18 protein-coding genes and 1 tRNA gene are annotated in these 23,048 nt (G+C 60.4%); 10 read left to right on the top strand and 9 right to left on the bottom strand.

The genetic code is table 11. From position 1 onward, the window contains the following. The 7 genes from IEX36_RS09750 to IEX36_RS09720 all read left to right on the top strand — a co-directional run bounded on the left by IEX36_RS09750 (position 1) and on the right by IEX36_RS09720 (position 13,212). On the top strand, positions 1-1,872 hold the full coding sequence (locus IEX36_RS09750; RefSeq protein ID WP_229668848.1) for a DEAD/DEAH box helicase: 1,872 nt from the start codon (positions 1-3) through the stop codon (positions 1,870-1,872). 78 nt (positions 1,873-1,950) lie between these two features. After that, the gene (locus IEX36_RS09745; protein WP_188759138.1) at positions 1,951-2,466 is read left to right on the top strand and encodes a VIT1/CCC1 transporter family protein; all 516 of its coding nucleotides are present in this window, start codon (positions 1,951-1,953) and stop codon (positions 2,464-2,466) included. Positions 2,467-2,629: 163 nt separating this feature from the next. Next, the gene (locus IEX36_RS09740) at positions 2,630-6,220 is read left to right on the top strand and encodes a TonB-dependent receptor (protein WP_188759137.1); all 3,591 of its coding nucleotides are present in this window, start codon (positions 2,630-2,632) and stop codon (positions 6,218-6,220) included. 94 nt (positions 6,221-6,314) lie between these two features. Next, entirely contained in the window at positions 6,315-7,952 is a 1,638-nt protein-coding gene (locus IEX36_RS09735) for an ABC-F family ATP-binding cassette domain-containing protein (protein WP_188759136.1), read from the top strand. A gap of 110 nt (positions 7,953-8,062) precedes the next feature. Next, positions 8,063-8,473 (top strand): DUF2237 family protein, encoded by a 411-nt coding sequence (locus tag IEX36_RS09730; protein ID WP_188759135.1) that lies wholly within the window; start codon positions 8,063-8,065, stop codon positions 8,471-8,473. A gap of 310 nt (positions 8,474-8,783) precedes the next feature. After that, the gene (locus IEX36_RS09725; RefSeq protein ID WP_188759134.1) at positions 8,784-12,188 is read left to right on the top strand and encodes a TonB-dependent receptor; all 3,405 of its coding nucleotides are present in this window, start codon (positions 8,784-8,786) and stop codon (positions 12,186-12,188) included. A 367-nt stretch (positions 12,189-12,555) separates the two neighbouring features. After that, on the top strand, positions 12,556-13,212 hold the full coding sequence (locus tag IEX36_RS09720; RefSeq protein WP_188759133.1) for a PEP-CTERM sorting domain-containing protein: 657 nt from the start codon (positions 12,556-12,558) through the stop codon (positions 13,210-13,212). A gap of 200 nt (positions 13,213-13,412) precedes the next feature. Here IEX36_RS09720 and IEX36_RS09715 read toward each other — a convergent pair. Next, a tRNA-Arg gene (locus tag IEX36_RS09715) sits at positions 13,413-13,489 on the bottom strand. Positions 13,490-13,686: 197 nt separating this feature from the next. On the opposite strand from IEX36_RS09715, the gene IEX36_RS09710 reads away from it, so the two are divergent. Beyond that, positions 13,687-14,235, top strand: coding sequence for a DUF2911 domain-containing protein (locus tag IEX36_RS09710; protein ID WP_188759132.1), 549 nt, complete (start codon positions 13,687-13,689; stop codon positions 14,233-14,235). On the opposite strand, the gene IEX36_RS09705 is transcribed toward IEX36_RS09710, so the two are convergent. From IEX36_RS09705 to IEX36_RS09675, 7 genes are all read right to left on the bottom strand, one after another. Next, positions 14,222-14,500: a hypothetical protein gene (locus IEX36_RS09705; protein WP_188759131.1), complete on the bottom strand. Its 279-nt coding sequence runs from the start codon at positions 14,498-14,500 to the stop codon at positions 14,222-14,224. The two genes, IEX36_RS09710 and IEX36_RS09705, sit on opposite strands and share 14 nt — an antisense overlap. Position 14,501: 1 nt before the next feature. Beyond that, a complete protein-coding gene (gcvPB, locus tag IEX36_RS09700) occupies positions 14,502-16,103 on the bottom strand; it encodes an aminomethyl-transferring glycine dehydrogenase subunit GcvPB (protein ID WP_229668847.1) in 1,602 nt (533 codons plus the stop codon). 259 nt (positions 16,104-16,362) lie between these two features. Beyond that, the gene (gene gcvPA / locus IEX36_RS09695; protein ID WP_188759130.1) at positions 16,363-17,697 is read right to left on the bottom strand and encodes an aminomethyl-transferring glycine dehydrogenase subunit GcvPA; all 1,335 of its coding nucleotides are present in this window, start codon (positions 17,695-17,697) and stop codon (positions 16,363-16,365) included. Positions 17,698-17,699: 2 nt separating this feature from the next. Beyond that, complete coding sequence (gcvH, locus tag IEX36_RS09690) at positions 17,700-18,089, bottom strand: glycine cleavage system protein GcvH (RefSeq protein ID WP_188759129.1); 390 nt, start codon at positions 18,087-18,089, stop codon at positions 17,700-17,702. Positions 18,090-18,194: 105 nt separating this feature from the next. Beyond that, positions 18,195-19,340, bottom strand: a complete 1,146-nt coding sequence (gene gcvT / locus IEX36_RS09685) for a glycine cleavage system aminomethyltransferase GcvT (RefSeq protein ID WP_188759128.1) — start codon at positions 19,338-19,340, stop codon at positions 18,195-18,197. Between the two features lie 84 nt (positions 19,341-19,424). Beyond that, on the bottom strand, positions 19,425-21,176 hold the full coding sequence (locus tag IEX36_RS09680; RefSeq protein WP_229668846.1) for an acyl-CoA mutase large subunit family protein: 1,752 nt from the start codon (positions 21,174-21,176) through the stop codon (positions 19,425-19,427). A gap of 84 nt (positions 21,177-21,260) precedes the next feature. After that, a complete protein-coding gene (locus tag IEX36_RS09675; RefSeq protein WP_188759127.1) occupies positions 21,261-21,755 on the bottom strand; it encodes a hypothetical protein in 495 nt (164 codons plus the stop codon). 90 nt (positions 21,756-21,845) lie between these two features. Between IEX36_RS09675 and IEX36_RS09670 the strand changes: the two genes are divergently transcribed. Both IEX36_RS09670 and IEX36_RS09665 read left to right on the top strand, forming a co-directional pair. Next, the gene (locus tag IEX36_RS09670; protein ID WP_188759126.1) at positions 21,846-22,049 is read left to right on the top strand and encodes a hypothetical protein; all 204 of its coding nucleotides are present in this window, start codon (positions 21,846-21,848) and stop codon (positions 22,047-22,049) included. A gap of 158 nt (positions 22,050-22,207) precedes the next feature. Next, positions 22,208-22,546: a hypothetical protein gene (locus tag IEX36_RS09665; protein WP_229668845.1), complete on the top strand. Its 339-nt coding sequence runs from the start codon at positions 22,208-22,210 to the stop codon at positions 22,544-22,546. A 110-nt stretch (positions 22,547-22,656) separates the two neighbouring features. Here the strand turns inward: IEX36_RS09665 and IEX36_RS09660 are convergent, their stop codons facing one another. Then, on the bottom strand, positions 22,657-22,824 hold the full coding sequence (locus tag IEX36_RS09660) for a glycine zipper domain-containing protein (RefSeq protein ID WP_188759125.1): 168 nt from the start codon (positions 22,822-22,824) through the stop codon (positions 22,657-22,659). Between the last annotated feature and the right edge of the window lie 224 nt (positions 22,825-23,048).

The raw sequence follows: 23,048 nt of genomic DNA, 5'->3' as shown, positions 1-23,048 counted from the left end.
ATGCCTAGTTTACTCGTTGAACTTGTCCTGTCAGGAGACAGCGCGGACCCGGTAGCTGGTCATCTGTGCTATACTGTAGGTGTACTCGTCGAATCGGGTGCGGGCACCGCAGGCAAGGACCGCTGGAACATTGCCGGTCTGGCCAGAGACTGCGAACGGCCTATTCCCACCGCTTCTTTTCCGAACGAACGGAAACCGCGCTGGTTGCTCTGGCTTGAGAGGCGTCATCGGACGCATCTCGCCGTCGAGCAGCAACGCCAAGTCCATGACGACAGCAATGCTGATCTCTTGAAATCCACGGTACTCGTGTACCTCTGCATGGAGCCATGCAGACTGAACCTCCCTAAAGGAAACATTTTGACGACCGCAATACTCGACCAGCCGGAAACCATCCAGGCCGCGTCCACAACCAACTCCACCGAAGCGCGTCAATCCATGCGCTTCAACGATCTCAATATCTCCGATTCTCTGAAGTCCCGCCTCACGCAGGCAGGCTTCATCACCCCGACACCCGTACAGGCGCAGGCCATTCCACCCGCGCTCGAAGGCGCGGACGTTCTCGCCACGGCCTCAACCGGCACCGGCAAAACCCTCAGCTTTCTCGTCCCCATCATCGAGCGGCTCGAAGCCACTTCCGCTCCAAGCACACGCGCGAAGCGCAACCCCATCCGCGCACTCATCCTGTTGCCCACGCGTGAGCTGGCCATGCAGGTGCTCGAGGTCTACTGGAAGCTCGTTCCCCATGCGAAGCACGACGCCGTGCTTGTCTGCGGCGGCCTCTCTGAGAACACCCAGCTCGACCAGCTCGACCGCGGACCGCGTCTCGTCGTCGCCACGCCGGGCCGTCTCGAAGACTTCCTTCGCCGCCGCGAGATCTCCATCAACGCGGTCGAGATGTGCGTCCTCGACGAAGTGGACCGCATGCTCGACATGGGCTTTCTGCCCGCCATCCGCCGCATCGCCGCTGCGATTCCGCGCCAGCGTCAGACCATGTGCTACTCCGCAACGCTCGACGCCAACATCCAGGAGATCGTCCGAGACTACGTCCGCAACCCGGTCCGCATCGAGATCGGCCAGACCTCCAAGCCCTCCGACAGCGTCGAGCTGCGTGCCTACACCGTCATGCAGGACCAGAAGCTCGGCCTGCTCGACCAGATGCTCAACGAGGAGCAGGGAACCTTCCTCGTCTTCTCCCGCACCAAGCACGGCGCCGATCGCATCAGCCGCAAGCTCGAAAAGCTCGGCCACGACTCCGACGCCATCCACGGCGACCGCTCGCAATCGCAGCGCACCGCCGCGCTCAAGGGCTTCGCCAACGGCAAGCACCGTGTCCTGGTCGCCACCGATGTCGCCGCACGCGGCATCGATGTGCAGGACATCGCACACGTCGTCAACTACGACCTGCCCAACGCCAGCGAAGACTTCGTGCACCGCATCGGCCGCACGGGCCGGGCAGGCGCGAAGGGCATAGCCTCGACCTTCGTCATGCCGCAGGAAAGGTCCGACGCCCGCAAGCTCGAGCGCGAACTCAAAATAAAGTTCGACTGGCGCGAGGCCGATAAGAATCTTGAGAAAGAGGAGCGCAACAAGCCCCTCGATCTTAATGCACTCAACAACGTCACAGCGACGCCTGACCGCGGACTCGAAGCCTTGCTGGCACTCGAGACGCGCACCTGGCGCAAAGACTCTCCAGCCGCCCCAGACAACAACTCCGGCAGCAGCGCAAAGGGAAAGTCGCGCCGCCGTCGTCGCGGCAACGCGGGCGGACAAAACCCATCCTCGCCCGGCAGTCACGGACATGCAGGCAATCGCAGCAGCTCACGCGGCAGCCATCCACGCGGACGCTCCGGTCCTGCGCGGCGCGGACACTAACAGCCACATTGCAAATCCAGCTTCGCCCGCCCGGTCAACCAGCCGCGCGGGCGAAGACGCGTATCATCGAAACAAGCCGTGTCCGACAACATCCCAAACCTGAACGAACTCTCCGAGATCGTCGAAGACGATCGCAACTTCGTCCTGCGTATCGTACAACCCGGCCTCGCCGGTCTCATGGACGGCTCAGTCTCAACGCTCGCACCCATCTTCGCCACGGCCTTTGCCACCCACAGTTCGCACACCACGCTGCTCATCGGCATCGCCACCGCAGTCGGCGCAGGCATCTCGATGGCATTCTCCGAGGGCCTCTCCGACGACGGCTCGCTCACCGGACGCGGCAACCCCGTCTTCCGTGGCATCGTCACCGGCCTGATGACCTTCATCGGCGGCTTCCTCCACACGCTGCCGTTCCTGATCGCAAATGTCCACCACGCCCTCACCCTGGCCTATGTGGTCGTAGGCGTGGAGTTGATTGTCATTGCTCTCATCCGCCACCGCTATTTCAAGACCAGCTTCGCACTCTCCTGCCTGCAGGTCATCGTCGGCGGAGGCCTCGTCTTCGCCGCTGGCGTGCTGATTGGCCAGTCTTAAAGCCGCATATTCCATTAGCAAAACTGTTTCTGCAAATGACAATAATTGTCGGCGATTGACAATTATTGTTTGGCCCATTAATAATTCTCCGAGAAAATTGGACAGACCACTTATTGCCCGTTCGCTCTGTCCAACCTGCGTGAATTTCTTGTGAGGCCCTTGTATGCGTACTTTGAAATTTAGCCTATTTATCCTGCTTTTTTCCCTCCTGCCCGCGCTTCTCGTTGGACAGGCCGACCGTGGCGGCATCAGCGGTCGAGTCACAGATAACACCGGAGCGGTTCTACCTCAGACCACAGTCACGCTTCGCAACGAGGGGACTGGCGTCGTCCAGACAGCCGTCACCAACGCCGACGGTGTCTACACCTTCCAGAACCTGAACCCCGGCAGCTACGACATCACGGTCAACCGCTCCGGCTTCAAGAAGGTTGAGCACGCCCACACGGTTGTCGACGTCAATCAGGTCAACCAGCAGGACATCTCGCTCCAGATCGGCGGCAACTCCGAGGTGGTCGAAGTCACCACCGGCGTCCAGCAGCTCCAGACCACCAGCGGCTCCATCGGCATGGTCGTTGAGCAGCGCTCCATCCAGGAACTCCCTCTCGTCTACAGCAACCCGTTCACGCTCGAAGTCCTCGCACCCGGCATCCTCGTCTCCGGTGTCAACCCGGATATCCACGCCTACGACAGCAGCACGGCAACGGTCTCCGTCAACGGCTCCGTACTGAACTCGCTCGAGTACCGCCTCGACGGTGCGCCCGACAACCGCATCCGCCTCTCCGCTTACACACCCGGAACCGAGTTCATCAACCAGTACAAGGTAGAAACAGCCAGCTACGATGCGACCGAAGGCCATTCCTCCGGCGGCTTCGTCAACACCTCGCTCAAAAGCGGTACCAACCAGTTCCACGGCGTAGCCTTTTCTTCCTATCAGAACCCCACGCTCAACACTAACTACTGGCACCTCGCGCCTGGCATTCCTGCCAAAGCGGTCTGGTTGCGCGAAGGCGGAGCAATCGGCGGGCCCATCAAGCGTGACAAGCTTTTCTTCTTCACCGGCTACGAGCACAGCCGTGCGGCCACACCAAATGTCCAGACGCTGACCATCCCCAGTCTCGCCGAACGTGGCGGCAACCTCTCCGAGCTCTACGCGCTCGATCCCAGCCATCCAGCAGGAACCAGCAACAAGTATCAGCTCTATGACCCAACCACTGGCCAGACTGAAACGGGTGGCCCTTGCGGCACTGGCAAGACCTGCGTAGTCCGCCAGCCAATCCCTGGAAACATCATCACCAACATCAACCCAATCGCTGCTGCTGCGCTCAAGTACTACCCCACGCCCAACACCACACCGAATTCAGCAGGCGGTGGCAACTTCTCCTACGCAGGAGCCGAGCCTGACTACTACTGGGCGACCATTGCGCGCGTCGACTACACCATCAACCCCAAGCAGCAGCTCTTCGGCCACTGGGTCCAGAGCCGTCGCTTCCAAAAGGGTAAAAATGCATATTTCACGCCCGTCAGCGGAACCAATCTGACCTATCAGAACAAGGGCGCGGCCTTCGGCTACACCTACACCATCAACCCCACGCTCGTGTTCGACGCACACCTCACCTGGACGCGCTTCGTCAACCAGAACACCGTCCCTTCACAGGGCATTCTCAACGCAACGACGATCGGCATGCCTAGCTATCTGGTCGACGGCCTCGGGCCCACTGCGGACTTCTTCCCGCGCCTCGACATCACCGGCTACCAATCGCTCGACTCCGATAACGGTGTCCTCTCGCACGACGACGTGACGCTCGGCTCCGTGCAGATCAGCAAGCTCGTCGGCAAACACTTCCTTCGCGCCGGTTATGAGTACCGCATGTACAACACCAACGGCGGCATCAATACGCAGTCCAACGGCCGCTATCAGCACAACGGCTCCTACACCACGGCGACTAACTCGACCTCCGCACAAAGCATCGGCTTCGGTCTTGCGCAGTTTGAGTACGGCCTGCCCCAATCCTCGGCCATCACCATCAACTCCGATCTCGCTTCGCGCTCCAACTACATGGCAGAGTGGCTGCAGGACGACTGGAAGGCGCAGCCCAACCTCACCATCAACCTCGGTGTGCGTTTCGAGTACGAGGGCCCCAACAACGAGCGCAACCAGAAGGCGAACACCTACTTCGACTTCAACGCCGTCAATCCAGTGGCTGCCGCTTCGCAGGCAAACTATGCTGCCATCGCGCCCACCAACCCGCTGCTTCCCGCAGCTTCGGCCTTCACGGTCAACGGAGGTCTTCGCTTCCTTGGTGATCCTTCCACCCCGTTCCCTGGTCACCAGACCTACCACACACAGATCCTGAACGTCCTTCCGCGCGCGGGCTTCTCTTATGAGTTCGCCAACAACACAGTCGTGCGCGGCGGTTTCGGTATCTTCGACGACTCGCTCTCCACCTTCTACATGTCAGGTGGCAACTCCGGCTCGACTTCAACATTCCTGCTGAACCAGCAGGGCTTCACCCAGACCACCACAGCCAGCGGCTCGCCCGACAGTGGACTCACCTTCACCAGCACGTTAGCGAATCCCTTCCCGGCAGGCATTGCGCAGCCGACAGGCAGCTCGCTTGGTCTTGAAACATTCATCGGCCAGTCTGTCACCTTCCAGCCCACAAACCCGAAGACGCCCTACAACATGCGTTGGAGCCTCGGCCTCGAGCACCAGTTCGGCGCGTGGCTGGCAGACATGGCATACGTCGGCAACCACGGCGTGCACCTGCCCATCCAGAAGGATTACGACGCCGTTCCCGCGAAGTATCTCTCCACCTACACTGCGGGTTACGACGCCAACATCAACTCCGCGATGTCCGCGACAGTGAACAACCCCTTCTACAAGGTGCTTCCGAACACCGTAAGCCTCGGCTCCTCGAAGACGGTCGCCGTCAGCCAGCTTCTGCGACCCTATCCCGAGTTCACCGATGTCACTGCCTACATCACGAGCGGCATGTCCATTTACCACTCGTTCCAGGCAACCGTCGTTCGCCGCTTCACCAACGGGGCCAGCTTCACCTCGGCCTTCACCTGGTCGAAGTCGCTCGACGCAACCCAGTACCTCAACCCCTCTGATTCAGCTCCGTGGTATGGCCTCTCAGCAAATGATCGCACCTTCCGTATCGCCAGCTCGGGCATATATCAGCTCCCGTTCGGGCGCGGACGTCGCTTCCTCAACCAGGGCGGCATCGTCTCCGCAATCACCGGCGGATGGCAGGTGCAGGGTGTCTACCAGGTGCAGAGCGGTCAGCCACTCAGCTTCACCGGCTCAAGTCTGCCCATCTATCTCGGCACAGGCAGCCCATCCAATTCAGCCTGGGGACGCTCCGGCTATAAGAAGAGCATCTCCGGTCCTGGCAACCCGGGCAATTGGTTCAACACCGCTGACTGGGCCACGACGACCAGCAAAGCGACCAGCGGCCTGATCCCCGGTGTCTACGGCAACCAGTATCAAATCCGCACCATGGGTCTCCGTTTCGACGGACTTCGCGCGGACTTCCTCAATCAGTTCGATGGCGCCATACAGCGCGACTTCTCGCTGTCCCGGGTCTACGAGCCTCTCGTGCTCCAGATCCGTGGCGACTTCATCAACGCCTTCAACCACCCTGTCTACAGTGCTCCCAGCAGCGACTGGACCAACAGCACCTTCGGCGAAATTACTGCTCAGGGCAACCAGCCGCGAATCTATCAGTTCGAGGCGTTCCTCCGCTTCTAGCCAGACAAGTAGTGCATCCAAGGGCAGCGCGGCATGCGCTGCCCTTCTTTTTTGCTCGAAAACCATTGCCAGCCGCATGAGAAAATAGATAGCGATGATCTCCGTTTCCAATGTCACGATGCGCTATGGCTCGAAGCTCCTCTTCGAGGATGTCTCCGTCACCTTTACCCAGGACCGCCGCTACGGTCTCACCGGCCCCAACGGCGCCGGCAAGTCCACCTTCATGAAGGTGTTGACCGGCGAGATCGACGCCCAGAAGGGCACGGTGGTACGCCCAAAGAAATTGGGCGTACTCAAACAAGACCAGTACGCCTTCGACGACTTCCGCGTGGTCGACACCGTCATCATGGGCAACAAAGCCCTCTGGGCCGCGCTCGCTGAACGCGAAGAGATTTACGCCAAGCCCGAACTGACCGACGAAGACGGCTCACGCCTCGGTGAGCTCGAAGGCATCGTCGGCGACGAGGACGGCTACGAAGCCGAAGCCAACGCCGCCGTGCTCCTCCAGGGCCTCGACATCCCCGACGAACTGCACGAGCGCAAGATGTCCGAGCTGCAGGGCGGCCAGAAGGTCCGCGTGCTGCTGGCGCAGGCGCTCTTCGGCAACCCGCAGGCGCTCCTGCTCGACGAGCCCACCAACTACCTCGACCTCGACTCCATCCACTGGCTCGAAAACTTCCTCAACCGCTACAACGGCACGGTCATCACCATCTCGCACGACCGCCACTTCCTCAACTCCGTCTGCACGCACATCGCCGACATCGACTACGAGACCATCATCACCTACACCGGCGGCTACGACGACATGGTTCTCCAGAAGACCCAGGTCCGCGCCCGCATCGAGAGCCAGAACGAGCAGCGCGAAAAGAAGATCGCCCAGCTCAACGACTTCATCGCCCGCTTCTCCGCCGGCACGCGCAGCTCGCAGGTCAACTCGCGCAAAAAAGAAGTCGAGCGCCTCGCCACCACCGAGCTTGCCCGCTCCAACATCCAGCGCCCCTACATCCGCTTCGAGATGCTCCGCCCCTCCGGCAAGCACCTGCTCGAGTTCGAAGGCGTCAACAAGAGCTACACCCAGCCCGACGGCAAGGTCGAGCACGTCATCCGCAACTTCTCCGCCTCCGTCATGCGTGGCGACAAAGTCGTCCTCATCGGCCGCAACGCGCAGGGCAAGACCACGCTCTTGAAAGCCCTGCTCGCCAACGTCGGCCTCGACGAATCCGACGCTTCAGCCATCGACTCCGGCACGGTCAAATGGGGACATGAGGCCCAGGTCGGCTACTTCGCCCAGGACCACACCTCATCGATCCCGAAGGGCACCACCGCAGCCGAGTGGCTCCACACCTTCGACCCCAAGGCGACGAAGGAAGACATCCGCGGCATCCTCGGCCAGATGCTCTTCCGCGGCGAAGAGGGCATGAAGAAGACCGAAGCGCTCTCCGGAGGCGAAGCCGCACGTCTGCTCTTCTGCAAGCTCATGCTCCAGAAGCCCAACGTCCTCGTCCTCGACGAGCCCACCAACCACCTCGACCTCGAAGCCATCAACGCCCTCAATCAGGCTCTGCAAAAGTACGAGGGCACCGTCCTCCTCGTCACCCATGACCAGGACCTCATCGAGGAAGCAGGCACGCGCATCTGGCACTTCGAGGGCGGCCCCACCGACTTCCGCATCACCGACCACAAAGGTCCCTACGAAGAGTACGAACAGCAACTCGCCCTCACCGCCAAGTAGCACCAAAGACCGACCACGGATTTCGCGGATTAAACGGATAAGGCTTTCCAGTCTTTATCCGCGCCTATCCGTGCAGATCCGCGGTCGGCTTTCTTGCCTACAATAGAACAATGCCGACCACCGAACCACAGAAAGCCCCAAGCCGCAACGTCCTCGGCCAGCCGCTCGCCACCTGCGGCCGCGAACCCACGAACCCAACGACCGGCTTCTACCGCGACGGCTGCTGCAACACTGGCCCTCAGGACCTCGGCCTCCACACCATCTGCTGCATCGTGGACGAGCCATTCCTCGCCGCATCCAAAGCACTCGGCAACGACCTCTCCACCCCGCGTCCCGAATTCGGCTTCGAAGGTCTCAAACCCGGCGACCGCTGGTGCGTCTGTGCCGCCCGCTGGCTCCAGGTTCAACAAGCCGGAGCCGCCTGCCCCGTCGTCCTCGAAGCCACACACGAAGAGACCCTCCAGATCGTTCCCTTCGAGATCCTCATCCAGTATGCAGTGATTCCTGACCAGCTTCACTAACGCCGCCGCCGCGCTTTGCGTCAACGCCGTCGCCCCCAACAAACTGCACTGTGCGCGGTCGCCGGAAGCCCATCTCTCTCAATGAATTACGGGTATGGCTCTTCCATAAAAAATTGACATGGTTTTGACACCAAAACCCCAGCTTCGCGCATCGAACCACTAGAATTAAGTCATCCATTTCAGATTGCACGAAATTTGCGTATGCGGCAGACACCACAGCCAAAGCGCATGTATATTGGGCACCCTCATTCACACACCACTCTTGTTATCGGTGTCGGTCTTGTACCTTTTTTGCTAGGAGCCAGTGATTATGAACCATATATCTTGCTGTAAACGTGTAACTTATCTCGCCGTAGCGGCAATCCTCACCTTAGCGTTAGCGCTTCCGGCCCGCGCCCAGACCTCCGGTACCGGAACCATCAGCGGCACCGTCACCGACACCACCGGCGCGACCGTGCCCAACGCCCAGATCATCATCACCGACACCGACACTGGAGTCGTCCGCACCCTCACCACCAACGGCGACGGCATCTACACCGCCACCTTCCTCCAGCCCGGCCACTACGAGGTCCTCATCGGCGGCGGGGCCTTCAGCAAGATCGACCGCAAAGACCTCGTCCTCACCGTCGGCCAGACCCTCTCGATCGACGCCGCGCTCTCCGCCGGCACCGTCTCCACCCAGGTCGAAGTCTCCAGCGAAGTCCCCATCCTCGACACCGAAAAGACCGAGGTCTCCCAGACCATCGGCCAGCAGATCATCAGCAACCTCCCCGTCAACAGCCGCAACTGGAGCGCCTTCGTCCTCAACACCCCCAACGTCGCCCCTGACGGCGGCACCGGCCTGGTCAGCTTCCGCGGCATCTCCGGCCTCTACAACCAGAACTACGTCGACGGCGCGAACAACAACGAGATGCTCTTCTCCGAGGCGCGCGGCCGTTCCTCAGGCGCCCCCTACGTCTACTCGCTCGACTCCATCAAGGAGTTCCAGGCCGAAACCTCCAACTACTCCGTCGAGTTCGGCCAGGCCGCCGGCGGACAGGTCAACGCCATCACCAAGTCCGGCACCAACAACATCCACGGCGACCTCTTCTACTACCTCCGCTACCCGTCATTAAACGCACTCGACCCGCTCACCAAGTGGAGCGCCCTCTACAACACGCCGAACCCGCAGGCCGCGGCCTTCCTGCTCACGCAGCCCATCCATCAGCAGCAACAGTTCGGCGGCTCCGTCGGCGGCCCCATCATCAAAGACCGCCTCTTCTACTTCTTCACCTACGACGGCTTCCGCCGCGTCGGCAAGGCGCTCTACTACAACAACAATCCCGTCTCGCTCACGCCGACCGCCAGCAACTCCGCCGGAACCGTCATCTCACCCACGCAGTGCCCCACGACGATCACCGCCACACAGTGCACCTCGGCCATCAACTTCATCCTCGCCAACGGCTACGGTGCGCCCTCGCGCTTCTCCAAAGAGAACATCTTCTTCCCGCGTCTCGACTGGCACATCAACAGCCGCAACGACGCCTTCGTCAACTACAACTTCGCCGACTTCGACTCCACCTACGGCTACAACGGCTCGAACACCTTCAACGGCAGCTCGCCCACGACCAACGGCCCCACCAGCTATCACGAGCGCTTCCTCGTCGGCGGCCTCACCACGCAAGTCTCCGGCATCTCCATCAATCAGGTTCACTGGCAGTACGGACGTGACCTCGAAACCGCCGGAGCCAACGCCGCCGCGCCCAGCATCGCCATCGGCACCTTCACCTACGGCATGCCCAACGCGCTTCCTCGCACGGCAGAGCCCGACGAGCACCGCACCCAGATCACCGATGTCTTCTCCACCACGCGCGGCCATCACACGCTCAAGTTCGGCGGCGACTTCAACCTCGTCCACGAGATCATGATTAACCTCTACCAGGGTGGCGGCGTCTACTCCTACGGCGGCAGCACCAACGCCCTCAACTTCCAGAACTGGGCCACCGACGCATTCGCCGGCCAGCCCGGCGACACCGACCCCTACGCCGGCTACCGCTTCACCAGCTTCGTCCAGACCATCGACCAGGTTAACCCCGCTTCCAAGGCTGGCCAAGACGACTTCTGGATGAAGATGTTCGACGGCTTCGCCGAAGACGCCTGGAAGATCCGCCCCAACTTCACCCTCACCGCCGGCATTCGTTACGACATCCAGATCACGCCGGCGCCCATCAAGAACAACACCAACTTTCCCCCACTCTCCACCTACTACAGCAGCACCATCAAGAACACCAACCGCATCCAGCCTCGTCTGGCCTTCTCCTGGTCGCCCTACAACGGCACCGTCGTGCGCGGAGGTTACGGTCTCTTCTCCGGCCTCAACCAGGGCAGCACCTACTACGCCATGCGCGTCGAAAACGGCGTCATTCAGGTGAACTACAACTTCACCGGCTGCGGCACCAGCCTTGCCGCAAGCACCCCGACCTGCAACCCCACAGCCGTCGGCCTCTCCTTCCCCGACGTCCCATACCCGGTCCCCGGCCCGCCGCTTTCGACCGCCGCGCATCCCGTTGGCGGCAACGCGCCAGCCGTCTCCGGCTCCGGCGTTCTCGGTGCGCAGAGCTTCCACGGCCTCGATCCCAACTTCGTCCCACCGCTCGCGCACGAAGCTGATCTCGGCGTCGAGCAGGCCCTGCCCGGCAAGATGTCGCTCGCCGTCGGCTACGTCGGCACGCGCGGTCTGCGCCTGCCCGTCTTCGTTGACGCCAACCTTCGCGGCCGCACGCCCTCGGGAGCACGCACCTACAACGTCGTCGACGCGAACAACAACCTCATTCGCCAGATGACGGTTCCGGTCTATCTTGTCTCCGACCGCGCCATCCCCACGCTCCAGTCCTACAACACCGGCTTCTCGGTGGCCAACACCTGGTACCACTCGCTCGCCGTCACCGTGCGCCGCCCCTTCGCCAACGGCCTTGAGCTGCTGGCCAACTACACCTGGGCCCACTCCACCGACACCGGCCAGGTCGGTGGCGCCAGCGGCACCTTCTACGGCGGCGACGTTCCCCTCGATCCCAACAAGCCGAGCCGCGACAACGGCAACTCCGACACCGACATCCGCAACCGCTTCGTCATGAGCTTCGTCTACCAGCCGAAGGTCATGCAGGACAACAAGTGGGTCAAGCTTGCCTTCGACGACTTTCTCTTCTCCGGCGGCTTCACCGCATCCGGCGGCCAGCCCGTCTACCTCAGCATGAGCGGCACCGTCTACTCGGGCGGCGCGGGCAGTTACGGCTCCGGCGGCAACATCTACGGCGGCGCCATCAGCTCCGGCTCCGGCTTCGCCACCTCCGGCCGCCCGCCACAGATCGGCCGCAACAGCATCTACGCCCCCGGCTTCAACAATCTCGACATGCGGGTCACGCGCGACATCCCCATCCATGAGAACGTCAAGCTCCAGCTCATCGGCGAAGCCTTCAACGTGCTCAACCGTCGCATCATCACCGGCGTCAACGGCACGTACTCGATCTACAACACCGTCGCCGCTCCCACAACCAAGGCACCCAACCCGGCCTGCAACTCCGCCACGCAGACCCCCGGCACGGCAGCCGCTCCACTCCAGGGCTGCATCGCACCATTCACCGCAACCGGCTCCTCCGCGTTCGGCGCCCCATCAAGCACAGCCAACACGCTCTACGGTCCACGCCAGTTGCAGGTCTCAGCCAAGCTCTTCTTCTAAAGAAGCGAGGCGCAACCAAAACCAAGCGGCTCCGGTCATCCGGAGCCGCTTTCATTTTTGCGGCTTCTGAAGCGAACGGACGATGGTGAGCAGCCTCCCAAGGTTTTCCATTTTCCGTCAGCTATGAATGCAGATGCTTGCATATGCGCAGACAGGAACCTCATTAAACCCGGGAAATCCGAACCATTCATTTGGCATGTTGCGTGCACTCAATTCCAACGGCTAATCAAAATGCTGTCTCTCCAGCTAGGGCTCAGGTACAGGTTGGGTCTTAATCTCTCGTTGCGTGCTGGGTGCAGCGTCATGCCTTGCATGTAACGGTTTCAGGCAATCAATCCACTTAGACCAACGTTCTGAGGAGAGGGCAATGAAGATCAACTGCTTTGCAACACTCGCTTTGGTAGCAGCTGTTGCGCTGGCACCGGCTGCCATCGCCGACCAGCTGGATTTCTCATTCAACGGAAACGGCATCAGCACTTCCGGTTCGTTCACCTATACACCATCCACCATCGTGCCCGGTGCTGAGGAAATCACCGGAATCACAGGAACATTCTCCGACTCCAACGTAGGCGTCTCCGGCGCAATTATGGGTCTGTATTCGCCTGTGAGCTACGTGAATACCATCCCTGGCGTAGCCTCCACGACGGGCGGCCTGTCCTACGATGACCTCTTCTTTCCTGGCGGCAACTCTCCCCAGGACTGCGCGGGCTATCCGTTCACCGGCGGTGTGTTCGACATCTTCGGCGTCGCATTTAACGTCGGAACCGCCGGCTACGTCGGCGAGATCTGGAGCAACGGCGACATCCCCGGTCTGGGCACTGTTTACGCGGCAGGGCTGGCGAATGCGGACGGCCTGGTCGACAATCCCAACGCAGGCCCCAGCGCTCCTGTGCCTCCAGGCGAGTATGGCGACCTGACCATCACACCCGAGCCCTCGTCCGTGCTCCTCCTCGGCAGCGGACTGTTCGGTCTGGCTGGACTGGTAAAAGAGCGCAGGAACCGCCGCAAAGCGTCTCGTTCGTAAAAATACTTTGCCAATGCCTGCCTGCCCATCTCGGCAGGCAGGCATTTTTTGTCTAACAGTAGATTGCTATCTCCTCTGCGCTTATAAGGGCCAAAGGCCCGCTTCATACCAGCCTGGAGCGCAAGCCCCAGGTTAGGAATCCGCGAAGATCCAAAGGGCTGAAAGCCCGCCTCATCGATGTAAAGAAGAGATAGAAGGAATGGTGCGCCCGAGAAGATTCGAACTTCTGACCTACAGCTTCGGAGGCTGCCGCTCTATCCAGCTGAGCTACGGGCGCGTATCTTTAGCCTAACAGCTACAGGCGTCCTCAGAAAAGCCGCGCGCGTCTAACCATTCGGGCCCACCCAAACCTATGGCAGGCATCACACTTGCTGTAAAGTAGTCAGTTGCCATCCTTCCGCGCAAGCGGGAGGGTCGGCTCCTCACCCTAACTTCACCGTCGCCACTAATCCTCGCACGAGAAAGAGAGACCTCATGACCAAGTTCCGTTCGCTGAAGATGCTGTCGCTCGCCGCCTGTCTCCTCTTCGTCGTCACTGCCGCCCACGCGCAGACCGAAGCCCCGAAGAAGCCGATCCTCAGCCCGCCAGCCACCGCCGAAGTCACCCTCAACGGCCAGCAGATCACCATCCACTACAACTCCCCATCCATGCGCGGCCGCAAGATCATGGGCGGTCTCGTCCCCTACGACAAACCCTGGCGCACCGGCGCGAACCCCGCAACCACCCTCATCACGCCCGTCAATCTCAAGATCGGCACCCTCGACGTCCCCGCCGGCACCTACACCATCTTCACCCTGCCCAGCCAGACCCAGTGGCTCTTCATCGTCAGCAAGAAGACCGGCGAGTGGGGCATCCCGTACCCCGAAGGCAACGACCTCGGCCGCACGCCCATGACCGGCGCCACGCTCCCCAGCCCGCAGGAGTCCATGTCCATCTCCTTTGAAAACACAAAGGGCAACACAACCGAGCTGCACGTCAAATGGGAGACAACCGACGAGTACGTAACCGTCACTGCCCAGTAGAGTCCGCGGCTTCCTTATCCAGTCGCAGCCGCTCCATCACCGCGCTCACCAGCTCCTTCGCGCCGGTGATGTTCTCAGTCACTGCCTGCAAATCGAGCGCCGGAACATTCGGGTTCCGCGCGCTCGTGCAGTACACGCCATGCTGGCCAATCAGGATCAGCGCATCGGTCAGCGCGTCCAGCGTCACCGCCAGCCGCCCCCGCGCCTCGCCCATCATGAACTCATACTTCTCAAGCTCATCCTTGCGGTCATAGAAGACAGACACGCTACCACTCCTTCGCAGCCGAATCGACCGCAACCGGAGTCGAAGCCGCAGGAGCTTTCCATCGCAGCACAGGCTTCCGAGCCGCCGTCGTCTCATCCAGCCGCTGCGCCCGCGTCGTATGCGGAGCCGTCTGCACCAGCTCAGGATTTTCCTCCGCCTCGCGCGCAATCTGCTTCAGCGCATCGATCAGCAAATCAAGCTCCTCGCGGCTCTCGCTCTCCGTCGGCTCAATCATCATCGCGCCCGGCACCACCAGCGGAAAGCTGACCGTGTAAGCGTGGAAGCCATAATCAATTAGCCGCTTGCCCATATCACCGGTCTTCACGCCATTCTTCGCCTGCCGCTTGTCCGAGAAGACAACCTCATGCAGCGAAGGAGCCTTGTACGGCAGCTCAAACGTATCCGACAGCTTCGCGCGAATATAGTTCGCATTCAGCACCGCATCCTCAGTCGTCTGGCGCAAACCATCCGGCCCATTGGCCAGAATGTAAGCCAGCGCCCGCACAAACATCCCGAAGTTGCCATAAAACGCGCGCACACGGCCAACAGTCTGGGGCCGGTTGTACTCCAGCCCAAGCGTCCCATCCGCGCGCGTCACCAGCACCGGCGTAGGCAGAAACGGCTCCAGAATCTTCTTGCAAGCCACCGGCCCCGAACCCGGACCACCACCTCCATGCGGAGTCGAAAACGTCTTATGCAGATTCAAATGCATCACGTCCACACCAAAGTCGCCCGGCCGAGTCTTGCCGCACAGCGCATTCATGTTCGCGCCGTCCATGTAGAGCAGCGCGCCCTTCGCATGAAGCACATCGGCAATCTTATGAATCTCGCTCTCAAACACGCCAATCGTCGAAGGATTCGTCAGCATCAGCGCGGCGGTATCTTCATCCACCAGCCGCTCCAGCTCGGCCACATCCACCATGCCCTGCGCATTCGACTTCAGGTTCGCAACCTCATAGCCGCACACCGCAGCCGTCGCCGGGTTCGTCCCATGCGCCGAGTCGGGAATCAGAATCTTCTTCCGCGGATTCCCCTTCGCCTCGTGATACGCCCTTGCCAGCAGAATCCCGGTGAACTCGCCATGCGCACCCGCCGCCGGCTGCAGCGTAATCGTGTCCATGCCGGTAATCTCAACCAGCGCATCCGAGAGCACCTTCATGATGCCCAGGCACCCCTGCGACAGCGACTCCGGCTGATAAGGATGCGCATCCGCAATCCCTTCAAGCCGCGACACCAGCTCATTGATGCGCGGGTTGTACTTCATCGTGCACGACCCCAGCGGATACATCCCCAGGTCAATCGCATAGTTCCAAGTCGAAAGCCGCGTGAAGTGCCGAATGATCTCAATCTCACTCAACTCCGGCATCACACCCAGATCGGTACGCGCCGCCGCGCCGAGCAGGGAAGCAGCATCGACAGCCGGCACGTCCAGCTCAGCCAGCCGATAAGCTTTCTTCCCCGGCGAAGACTTCTCAAAGATCAAGTCCTCATTCTGATTGACGTGTGTCGTCGCCTTTTTCGGGCTTCCAGCAAACTTTTGCTGCTTGTCTGAGATCTTCTTGGATATCTTGTTCACTTCGGAAGGGGGTGTTATCTGGGACATGCGAACTCACCTTCTTAATTCTTTCTGCAGTTTCTCGGTCAGAAACATAGTTATTTCGTTCATACAAAACTCCAACGGAGAGCGCACATACAGCGAAGACAGCATCAACGACCTGCTTCTTTCGCAACGAGCTCCTACCGACTAACCAAACAGCAGACGAGAAGATTAGCAGTATCAGTATTACTCGCGGCAGCGCTCTAAGGGTTCTCATCGGCGTTCTCCAATCTTGTACGCACCACCAAGATTAGCGATTCGAGAATTAGGGGCTCTCCTCAAGCATCTCCGTTGCCGCGTCCATTTGCGCCCTCGTCGTCAACTCCGTCACGCACCAAAGCGAAGCATTCGGCCCAAGCTCTGGATACCACTTCGCCAACGGCAGGCCGCCGATAATCTTCTTCTCCAACAGATCGGCATTCACAGCCTCAGCGCTCTTCGGCGTCTCCAGCACAAACTCATGGAAGCGCGGCGCGCCCTCAAACAACACCTTGCCGTGCTTGCCAAGTGCGCTCTTCAAATAAGCAGCCTTCGCAAGATTTTGTTCAGCCAACTCCTTCATCCCCTGCTTGCCATACACCGTCAGGAAGATGGTCGTCATCAGCGCCACCAGCGCCTGATTGGTGCAGATGTTCGAAGTCGCCTTCTCGCGCCGAATATGCTGTTCCCTCGTACTCAAAGTGAGCACAAATCCGCGCCTGCCGTCCTTGTCCTTCGTCTCGCCGATCAGCCGCCCGGGCATCTGCCGCAGAAACTTCTCCTTGCACGCAATCACGCCGCAGAACGGCCCGCCAAAGCTCGGCGCAACGCCGTAACTCTGAGCCTCCATCGAAACGATGTCCGCTTCAACTGGAGGCTTCACAATCCCCAGCGAAATCGCCTCGGCAATCGACACAATCAGCAGCGCACCCTTCGCATGAGCAAGCTCCGCAATCGCGGCAACATCCTCAATCGTGCCGAAGAAGTTCGGCGACTGAATCAGCACGCAAGCCGTGTCCTTCGTAATCGCCGCATCGAGCGCAGCCAGATCCACGCGCCCATTCGCGCCGTAGCCAACCTCGGCGAGCGGAATCTCCTGGTGCTGCGCGTAAGTCGCCACCACCTCGCGGTACTCCGGATGCACCGTCCGCGCCACTACCGCGCCATCGCGCCCGGTCACGCGCACCGCCATCATGATCGCCTCCGCCGCGCCGGTCGAGCCGTCATACATCGACGCGTTGGCGATCTCCATGCCGGTCAGCTCGCAGATCATCGTCTGGAACTCGAACATCGCCTGCAGCGTGCCCTGCGAGATCTCCGGCTGATACGGCGTATAGCTTGTCAGAAACTCGCCACGCTGCACCAGCGAATCGATAATCACCGGCCGATAGTGCCGATACACACCCGCGCCCAGAAAGCTCGCATAACCGGCAGCGTTCGCGTCGGCAAACGCACGAAAGCGATCCAGAATCTCCGACTCGCCATGCTGATGAGGAATCTTCAGGTCGCGCTTCAGTTGATACTCAGCAGGAATGCTCTGGAACAGATCATCGATCGACGCCGCACCAATCTCGGCCAGCATCTCTTCACGGTCCCCAGGGGACTTCGGCAGATAACGCATCGTTAGTGTCCGGTCTCCTCGGCAATAAACTTCTCATAATCGGCAGCCGTCAGCAGGCCATTGGTCTGGCTCGCATCGGTCAGCGACACCTTAATCAGCCACGTCGTATTCGCGTCCGTGTTGATCAACTCCGGCTTGTCCTTGAGCGCGTCATTCACCGCCGTCACCGTACCAGACACCGGCGCGAACAAGTCCGAGACCGCCTTCACCGACTCGACCGAGCCGAACGTCTTGCCCGCCTCGACCGCATCGCCCACCTTCGGCAGGTCAACAAAAACAATGTCGCCCAGCGAGTCCTGCGCGTAGTCCGTAATACCCACGCTGCCCGCCGAGCCGTCAGCCGCAATCCACTCGTGTTCCTTCGTGTACCTGTAATTCGCCGGATAAGCCATATTGTTGGGGAATCTCCCTCTCCATTGTAATGCGGAAAGCAGACTACACGAGTGCGCCCGGACGAGTCCAAAGCGCGGATGTGGATTATTCGGCTGTAATTGCGCCTACTTCTTCGCCCGCTTATAAAACGGCAGCGGCACCACACGCGCCTTCACCATCTGCCCGCGAATCTCCACCGCAACCTCTGTGTCCACCGCCGAGAACTCCACCGGCACATAAGCCATGGCAATATTCTTCTTCAAAAACGGCGAGGGCGACCCGCTCGTAATCTCACCCACCCGCTTCCCATCGAGCGAGAACACCGGATACCCATCCCGCCCAATCCCGCGCTCCACCATCTCCAACCCAACCAGCTTGCGCTTCGGCCCACCGTCAGCCTGAATCTTCACCAGCGCATCGCGCCCAACGAAATCGCCTTTGGATTCGTAGTCGAGCTTGGCATACCGCCCCAACCCAGCCTCAAACACATTGATCGTGTCCGAGATCTCATGGCCATACAAAGCCATCCCAGCCTCCAGCCGAAGCGTATTCCGCGCACCCAGCCCACACGCCAGAATCCCAAACTCCTTACCGGCCTCCAGCACCTCAGCCCACACCCGTGCGCTGGTCGTCTCGTCCGAAGGAATGTAAATCTCAAATCCATCCTCGCCGGTGTAGCCAGTGCGGGCAATCATCACATTGTGCAAGCCACACACCTGCCCCCACGTAAACCAGTAATTCTTAATCGTGCTCAAATCCGTCGAAGTCAGCTTCTGCAAAGTCTCCGCAGCCTTCGGCCCCTGAATCGCAATCTGCGTGTAGAAGTCGCTGTAGTCGTTCATGTGAACGCCGGGCATCCCACCAATCACCCCGCGCACCCACGCCACGTCCTTCTCGCGAGTACCAGCATTGATCACGATCAGGTAGTCGTTGTCCGAGAGCTTATGCACCACCACATCATCGACAAACGTCCCATTCGGATAAAGCATCGCCGAGTATTGCGCCTGCCCCACCTGTAGCTTCGACGCATCATTCATGCACAGCTTCTGCACCGCCGCCAGCGACCCCGGCCCGCGAAATTGAATATCGCCCATGTGCGACACATCAAAGACGCCCACGCCCGTCCGCACAGCCATGTGCTCCGCAATCAACCCGCAGCAATCGACAGGCATATCCCACCCGCCAAAATCAACCATCTTCGACTTGGCGGCGCGGTGAACAGCATTCAAAGCAGTCTTGCGCAGTGCGCTCGTTGCAGTAGATTCAGACATCGTTCAGAAGACCTCGCAGGCGCATCGCGCGCAAGCCCTATCGTATCGACCGACAGTTCCGAGGGTCAATTTACCGCGGAGAAATCAAACCGTCACCGACTCCCGATACTCCCCAAACACTCCACGCAGCACATTCGCAATCTCGCCCACAGTCGCATAGCTCTCGACCGCACGCAAAATCCGCGGCATCAGATTCTCCCCGCCACGCGCAGCATCCTCCACGCCGCGCAGCGCCGCAGCATGAACGCCAGCATCCCTCCGCGCACGCAGCGCCCGCACGCGCTCCACCTGCCGCTGCTCCAGCGCAGCATCGATCCGCTGAAGAGGAACCACAGCCTCCTCCGCATCTGAACCAGAAGCAAACTCATTCACGCCGACCACAACAGCCCGCTTCTCATCCACATCGCGCTGGTAAGCATAAGCCGCATTCTGAATCTCCCGCTGCACATACCCCTGCTCAATCGCGCGCAGCATCCCATACTTGCCGCCCCCGCCTTTTGAAGAAGCATCGAATCGCGCAATCGCCGCCAGATACTCCTCCGCACGCCGCTCAATCTCATCCGTCAGCGACTCGACATAGTACGAACCCGCCAGCGGATCCACCGTCTGCGCCACGCCACTCTCATGTGCCAGAATCTGCTGCGTCCTCAGAGCAATCCGCGCAGCATTCTCCGTCGGCAGCGCCAGCGCCTCATCAAACCCATTCGTGTGCAGGCTCTGTGTTCCGCCCAACACCGCAGCCAGCGCCTGCAGAGTCGTGCGAACGATATTGTTCTCCGGCTGCTGCGCCGTCAGCGTCGAGCCAGCCGTCTGCGTATGAAACCGCAACATCCAGCTCCGCGGGTTCTTCGCGCCAAACCGCTCACGCATCACGCGCGCCCACATCCGCCTCGCCGCGCGAAACTTCGCCACCTCTTCCAGCAGATTGTTATGCGCATTAAAAAAGAAGCTCAGCCTCGGAGCAAACGCATCCACATCCAACCCCGCATCCAGCGCAGCCTGTACGTAAGTCATGCCATTGGCCAGCGTGAACGCGACCTCCTGCACCGCCGTGCACCCGGCCTCGCGCATGTGGTAGCCCGAGATCGAAATCGTATTCCACTCCGGCACCTCCTCCGCGGCCCATGCAAAGATATCCGTCACCAGCCGCATCGCGTGCCGCACCGGATAGATGTACGTCCCGCGCGCGATGTACTCCTTCAGGATGTCGTTCTGCACCGTGCCACTCAGCCGCCGCACCTCTGCGCCCGCACGCCGCGCCACCGCAACATACAGCGCCAGCAGAATAGAAGCCGTCGCATTGATCGTCATCGAGGTCGAGATCGCATCCAGCCGAATCCCCTCGAACAGCCGCTCCATATCCTCGATCGAATCAATCGCGACCCCAACCTTCCCCACCTCACCCATCGCCATCGGGTCGTCCGAGTCATACCCAATCTGCGTAGGCAGATCGAACGCCACGCTCAACCCTTTGGTCCCATGCGCAAGCAAAAATTTGTAGCGTTTATTCGACTCCTCAGCGTCGCCCATCCCCGCATACTGCCGCATCGTCCACAGCCGCCCGCGATACATGGTCGGCTGAATCCCGCGCGTAAAAGGAAACTCCCCCGGCGCACCCAGCTCACGCGCAGCATCGAACCCCGCCAGGCTCTTCGCGTCATACACCAGTTCGACCGGAATCCCCGAACTCGTCGTCGGACTCGCAGGATCAGCCTTTGGCGATTCAGTATTTGACGAACCAGTCTTCGGCGTCTCGCTCATGCCGCACAAGTGTACAGCCGATGTGTTGTCTTCGAGGCCGGGTGATCGCGCGAACGTATCCCTGTCAATTGTCATCCTTCCGCGCACCGGGGTCCCCGGCGAGCTTGCTCGCTGGGGTGAGAAGCGGGAGGACCTGCTTTTGCTTTGCTAACCAGACTCCTACTGCCCGCGCCCTCTACGCCGAGCCTTCAGAAAGCTCGTCACACAGAAGTACGCAAACACCGCCGCCATCACCACCGCCCACTCGAACCGCTCATGCGCCAGATGATTTCCCGCCACCTCATGCATCGCCTCACGCCACTTCCACGCCCCACCCACCGCAGACAGCGCAAAGATCCCAAAGAACACGCCGGTAAGCTCCAGCCAAAGCACGCCCGACAGCTTCACCACAGGATGCCAGACCGCCTGGCCAAACCGCTTGCTGCCTTGCTTCAACCCTGCGCTGCTCACCGACACCTGCGAAGCCGCACGCGCCGCCTGCTGTCCCAGCCGCTCACCCGAAGTCGCAGCCGCAGCCGCCGTCTTCTTCGTGCCGGCAGGCTTCGTCCCAGCCGAAGGATTCGGTGCAGCAGCCGCGTCTACAGCCGAGACCAGCGTCTTAGCGGCAGCCCGCGCTCCCACACCAAGCGCCCGGCCAAAGCGAACCGAATCCATCCTTTAAGTGTAGCCGTTATTCGCGCACTCGCGAAACTCTGCCAAAAACAGCAATCCCGCGCCACACCTCGCGCATCTCATCCATCAGGTATGGCCGAGAACGCAAGCACGTCGAGCATCAAGGCCCTCCTCTGGACGGTTGGCGGAGTCTGCGCCGCAGCCGTGGGTCTTCTCGTCTGGAACCCCTACAAAAAACGCATCGTCGAAGATTTGGCAAACAGTTTGCATACACCTCATACGCCTGTTGACCAGCCCGAAGAGCAACTCGTCCCCCATCTCAGCGCCGACGACTGACCCCGATTTCCACCGCGTAAAACCGTTGCGGCGCTCAAGAATTTCGGCGTATGCTGACTCCAGAAGACGTGCCCGCAATGCCGTTCCCGCGTGTCTCGTGCGCCGGGAATACCCGATGCGAGGTTTGGATTCAAAACCCACCCAGCCCGGAGGCGGCATTGAACCAGAAGGTCAAAAATCTCATCCAAAAACTTGGCGAGGCGATCCACGAGTCCGTCGCCGAATCCGAGGACATCGCAGGTGTCGTCCGCAACATCCGCGAGCAGGGCTTCGACGTACTTCTCATGCTTGAGGCGACCATCGGCCTCAACGAAGTCGAGCCCGAAACCGCCGACAGCGAAGCCCACGAAGAGCCGCAGGGCCCCTTTACCGCAAACGACCTCTCGTTCCTGAAGTCATTGCGCATCAGCCTTACCGAAGACGGCCATGCTCCCGAAACCATCTCCGGCGACAGTTCTCCCGGTCTGACAGACGAACCAGAGCAAGACAGCGAATAACCAATCTGCCTTCAAAAAGCCCAGCTCAAAGCCGGGCTTTTTGCTTGTGTCCTGAAAAGAATTCTCATCAGTGGAAGGTTTGTCGTTCTAAGTGGAGTCTGGGTGCAGGGTCACTTTAAATCTTGCTTGCGTTTGTTCATTCCCGCACCAAACGCCACTCCGAGCGCCACTCCGATTGCGATTCCGACTGCAATGTTATGCAGCGCAACCCCGATGGCGACTCCTAAGGCTATTCCAATGCCAATTCCCGCGCCTGCATTGTTCTTCATGTCAGCCATGCTCTCACGGCCTCCGCTTAGAAACGGGCCCGATAACTGGTAGTGATCTTATCCGATCCTGCCGCTTCTATGCACAGAAGAATTGCCAGCCAAAACCCAATGCCGGGTGCCCATTCATGTGCAGTTTCATTGGCATAAATGGGGTTCCGAAAGACCGAGAACAGCCTCCGCATCCGTGCCAGTGCTCAGTCACACATCGCAAACCTTAACCTCCGCATGGTAGA

The organism is Edaphobacter acidisoli (assembly GCF_014642855.1).
Classification (GTDB): Bacteria; Acidobacteriota; Terriglobia; order Terriglobales; family Acidobacteriaceae; genus Edaphobacter; species Edaphobacter acidisoli.
The sequence above is the reverse complement of the archived record's forward strand: the minus strand, read 5'-3'. Positions and strand labels throughout refer to the sequence as shown.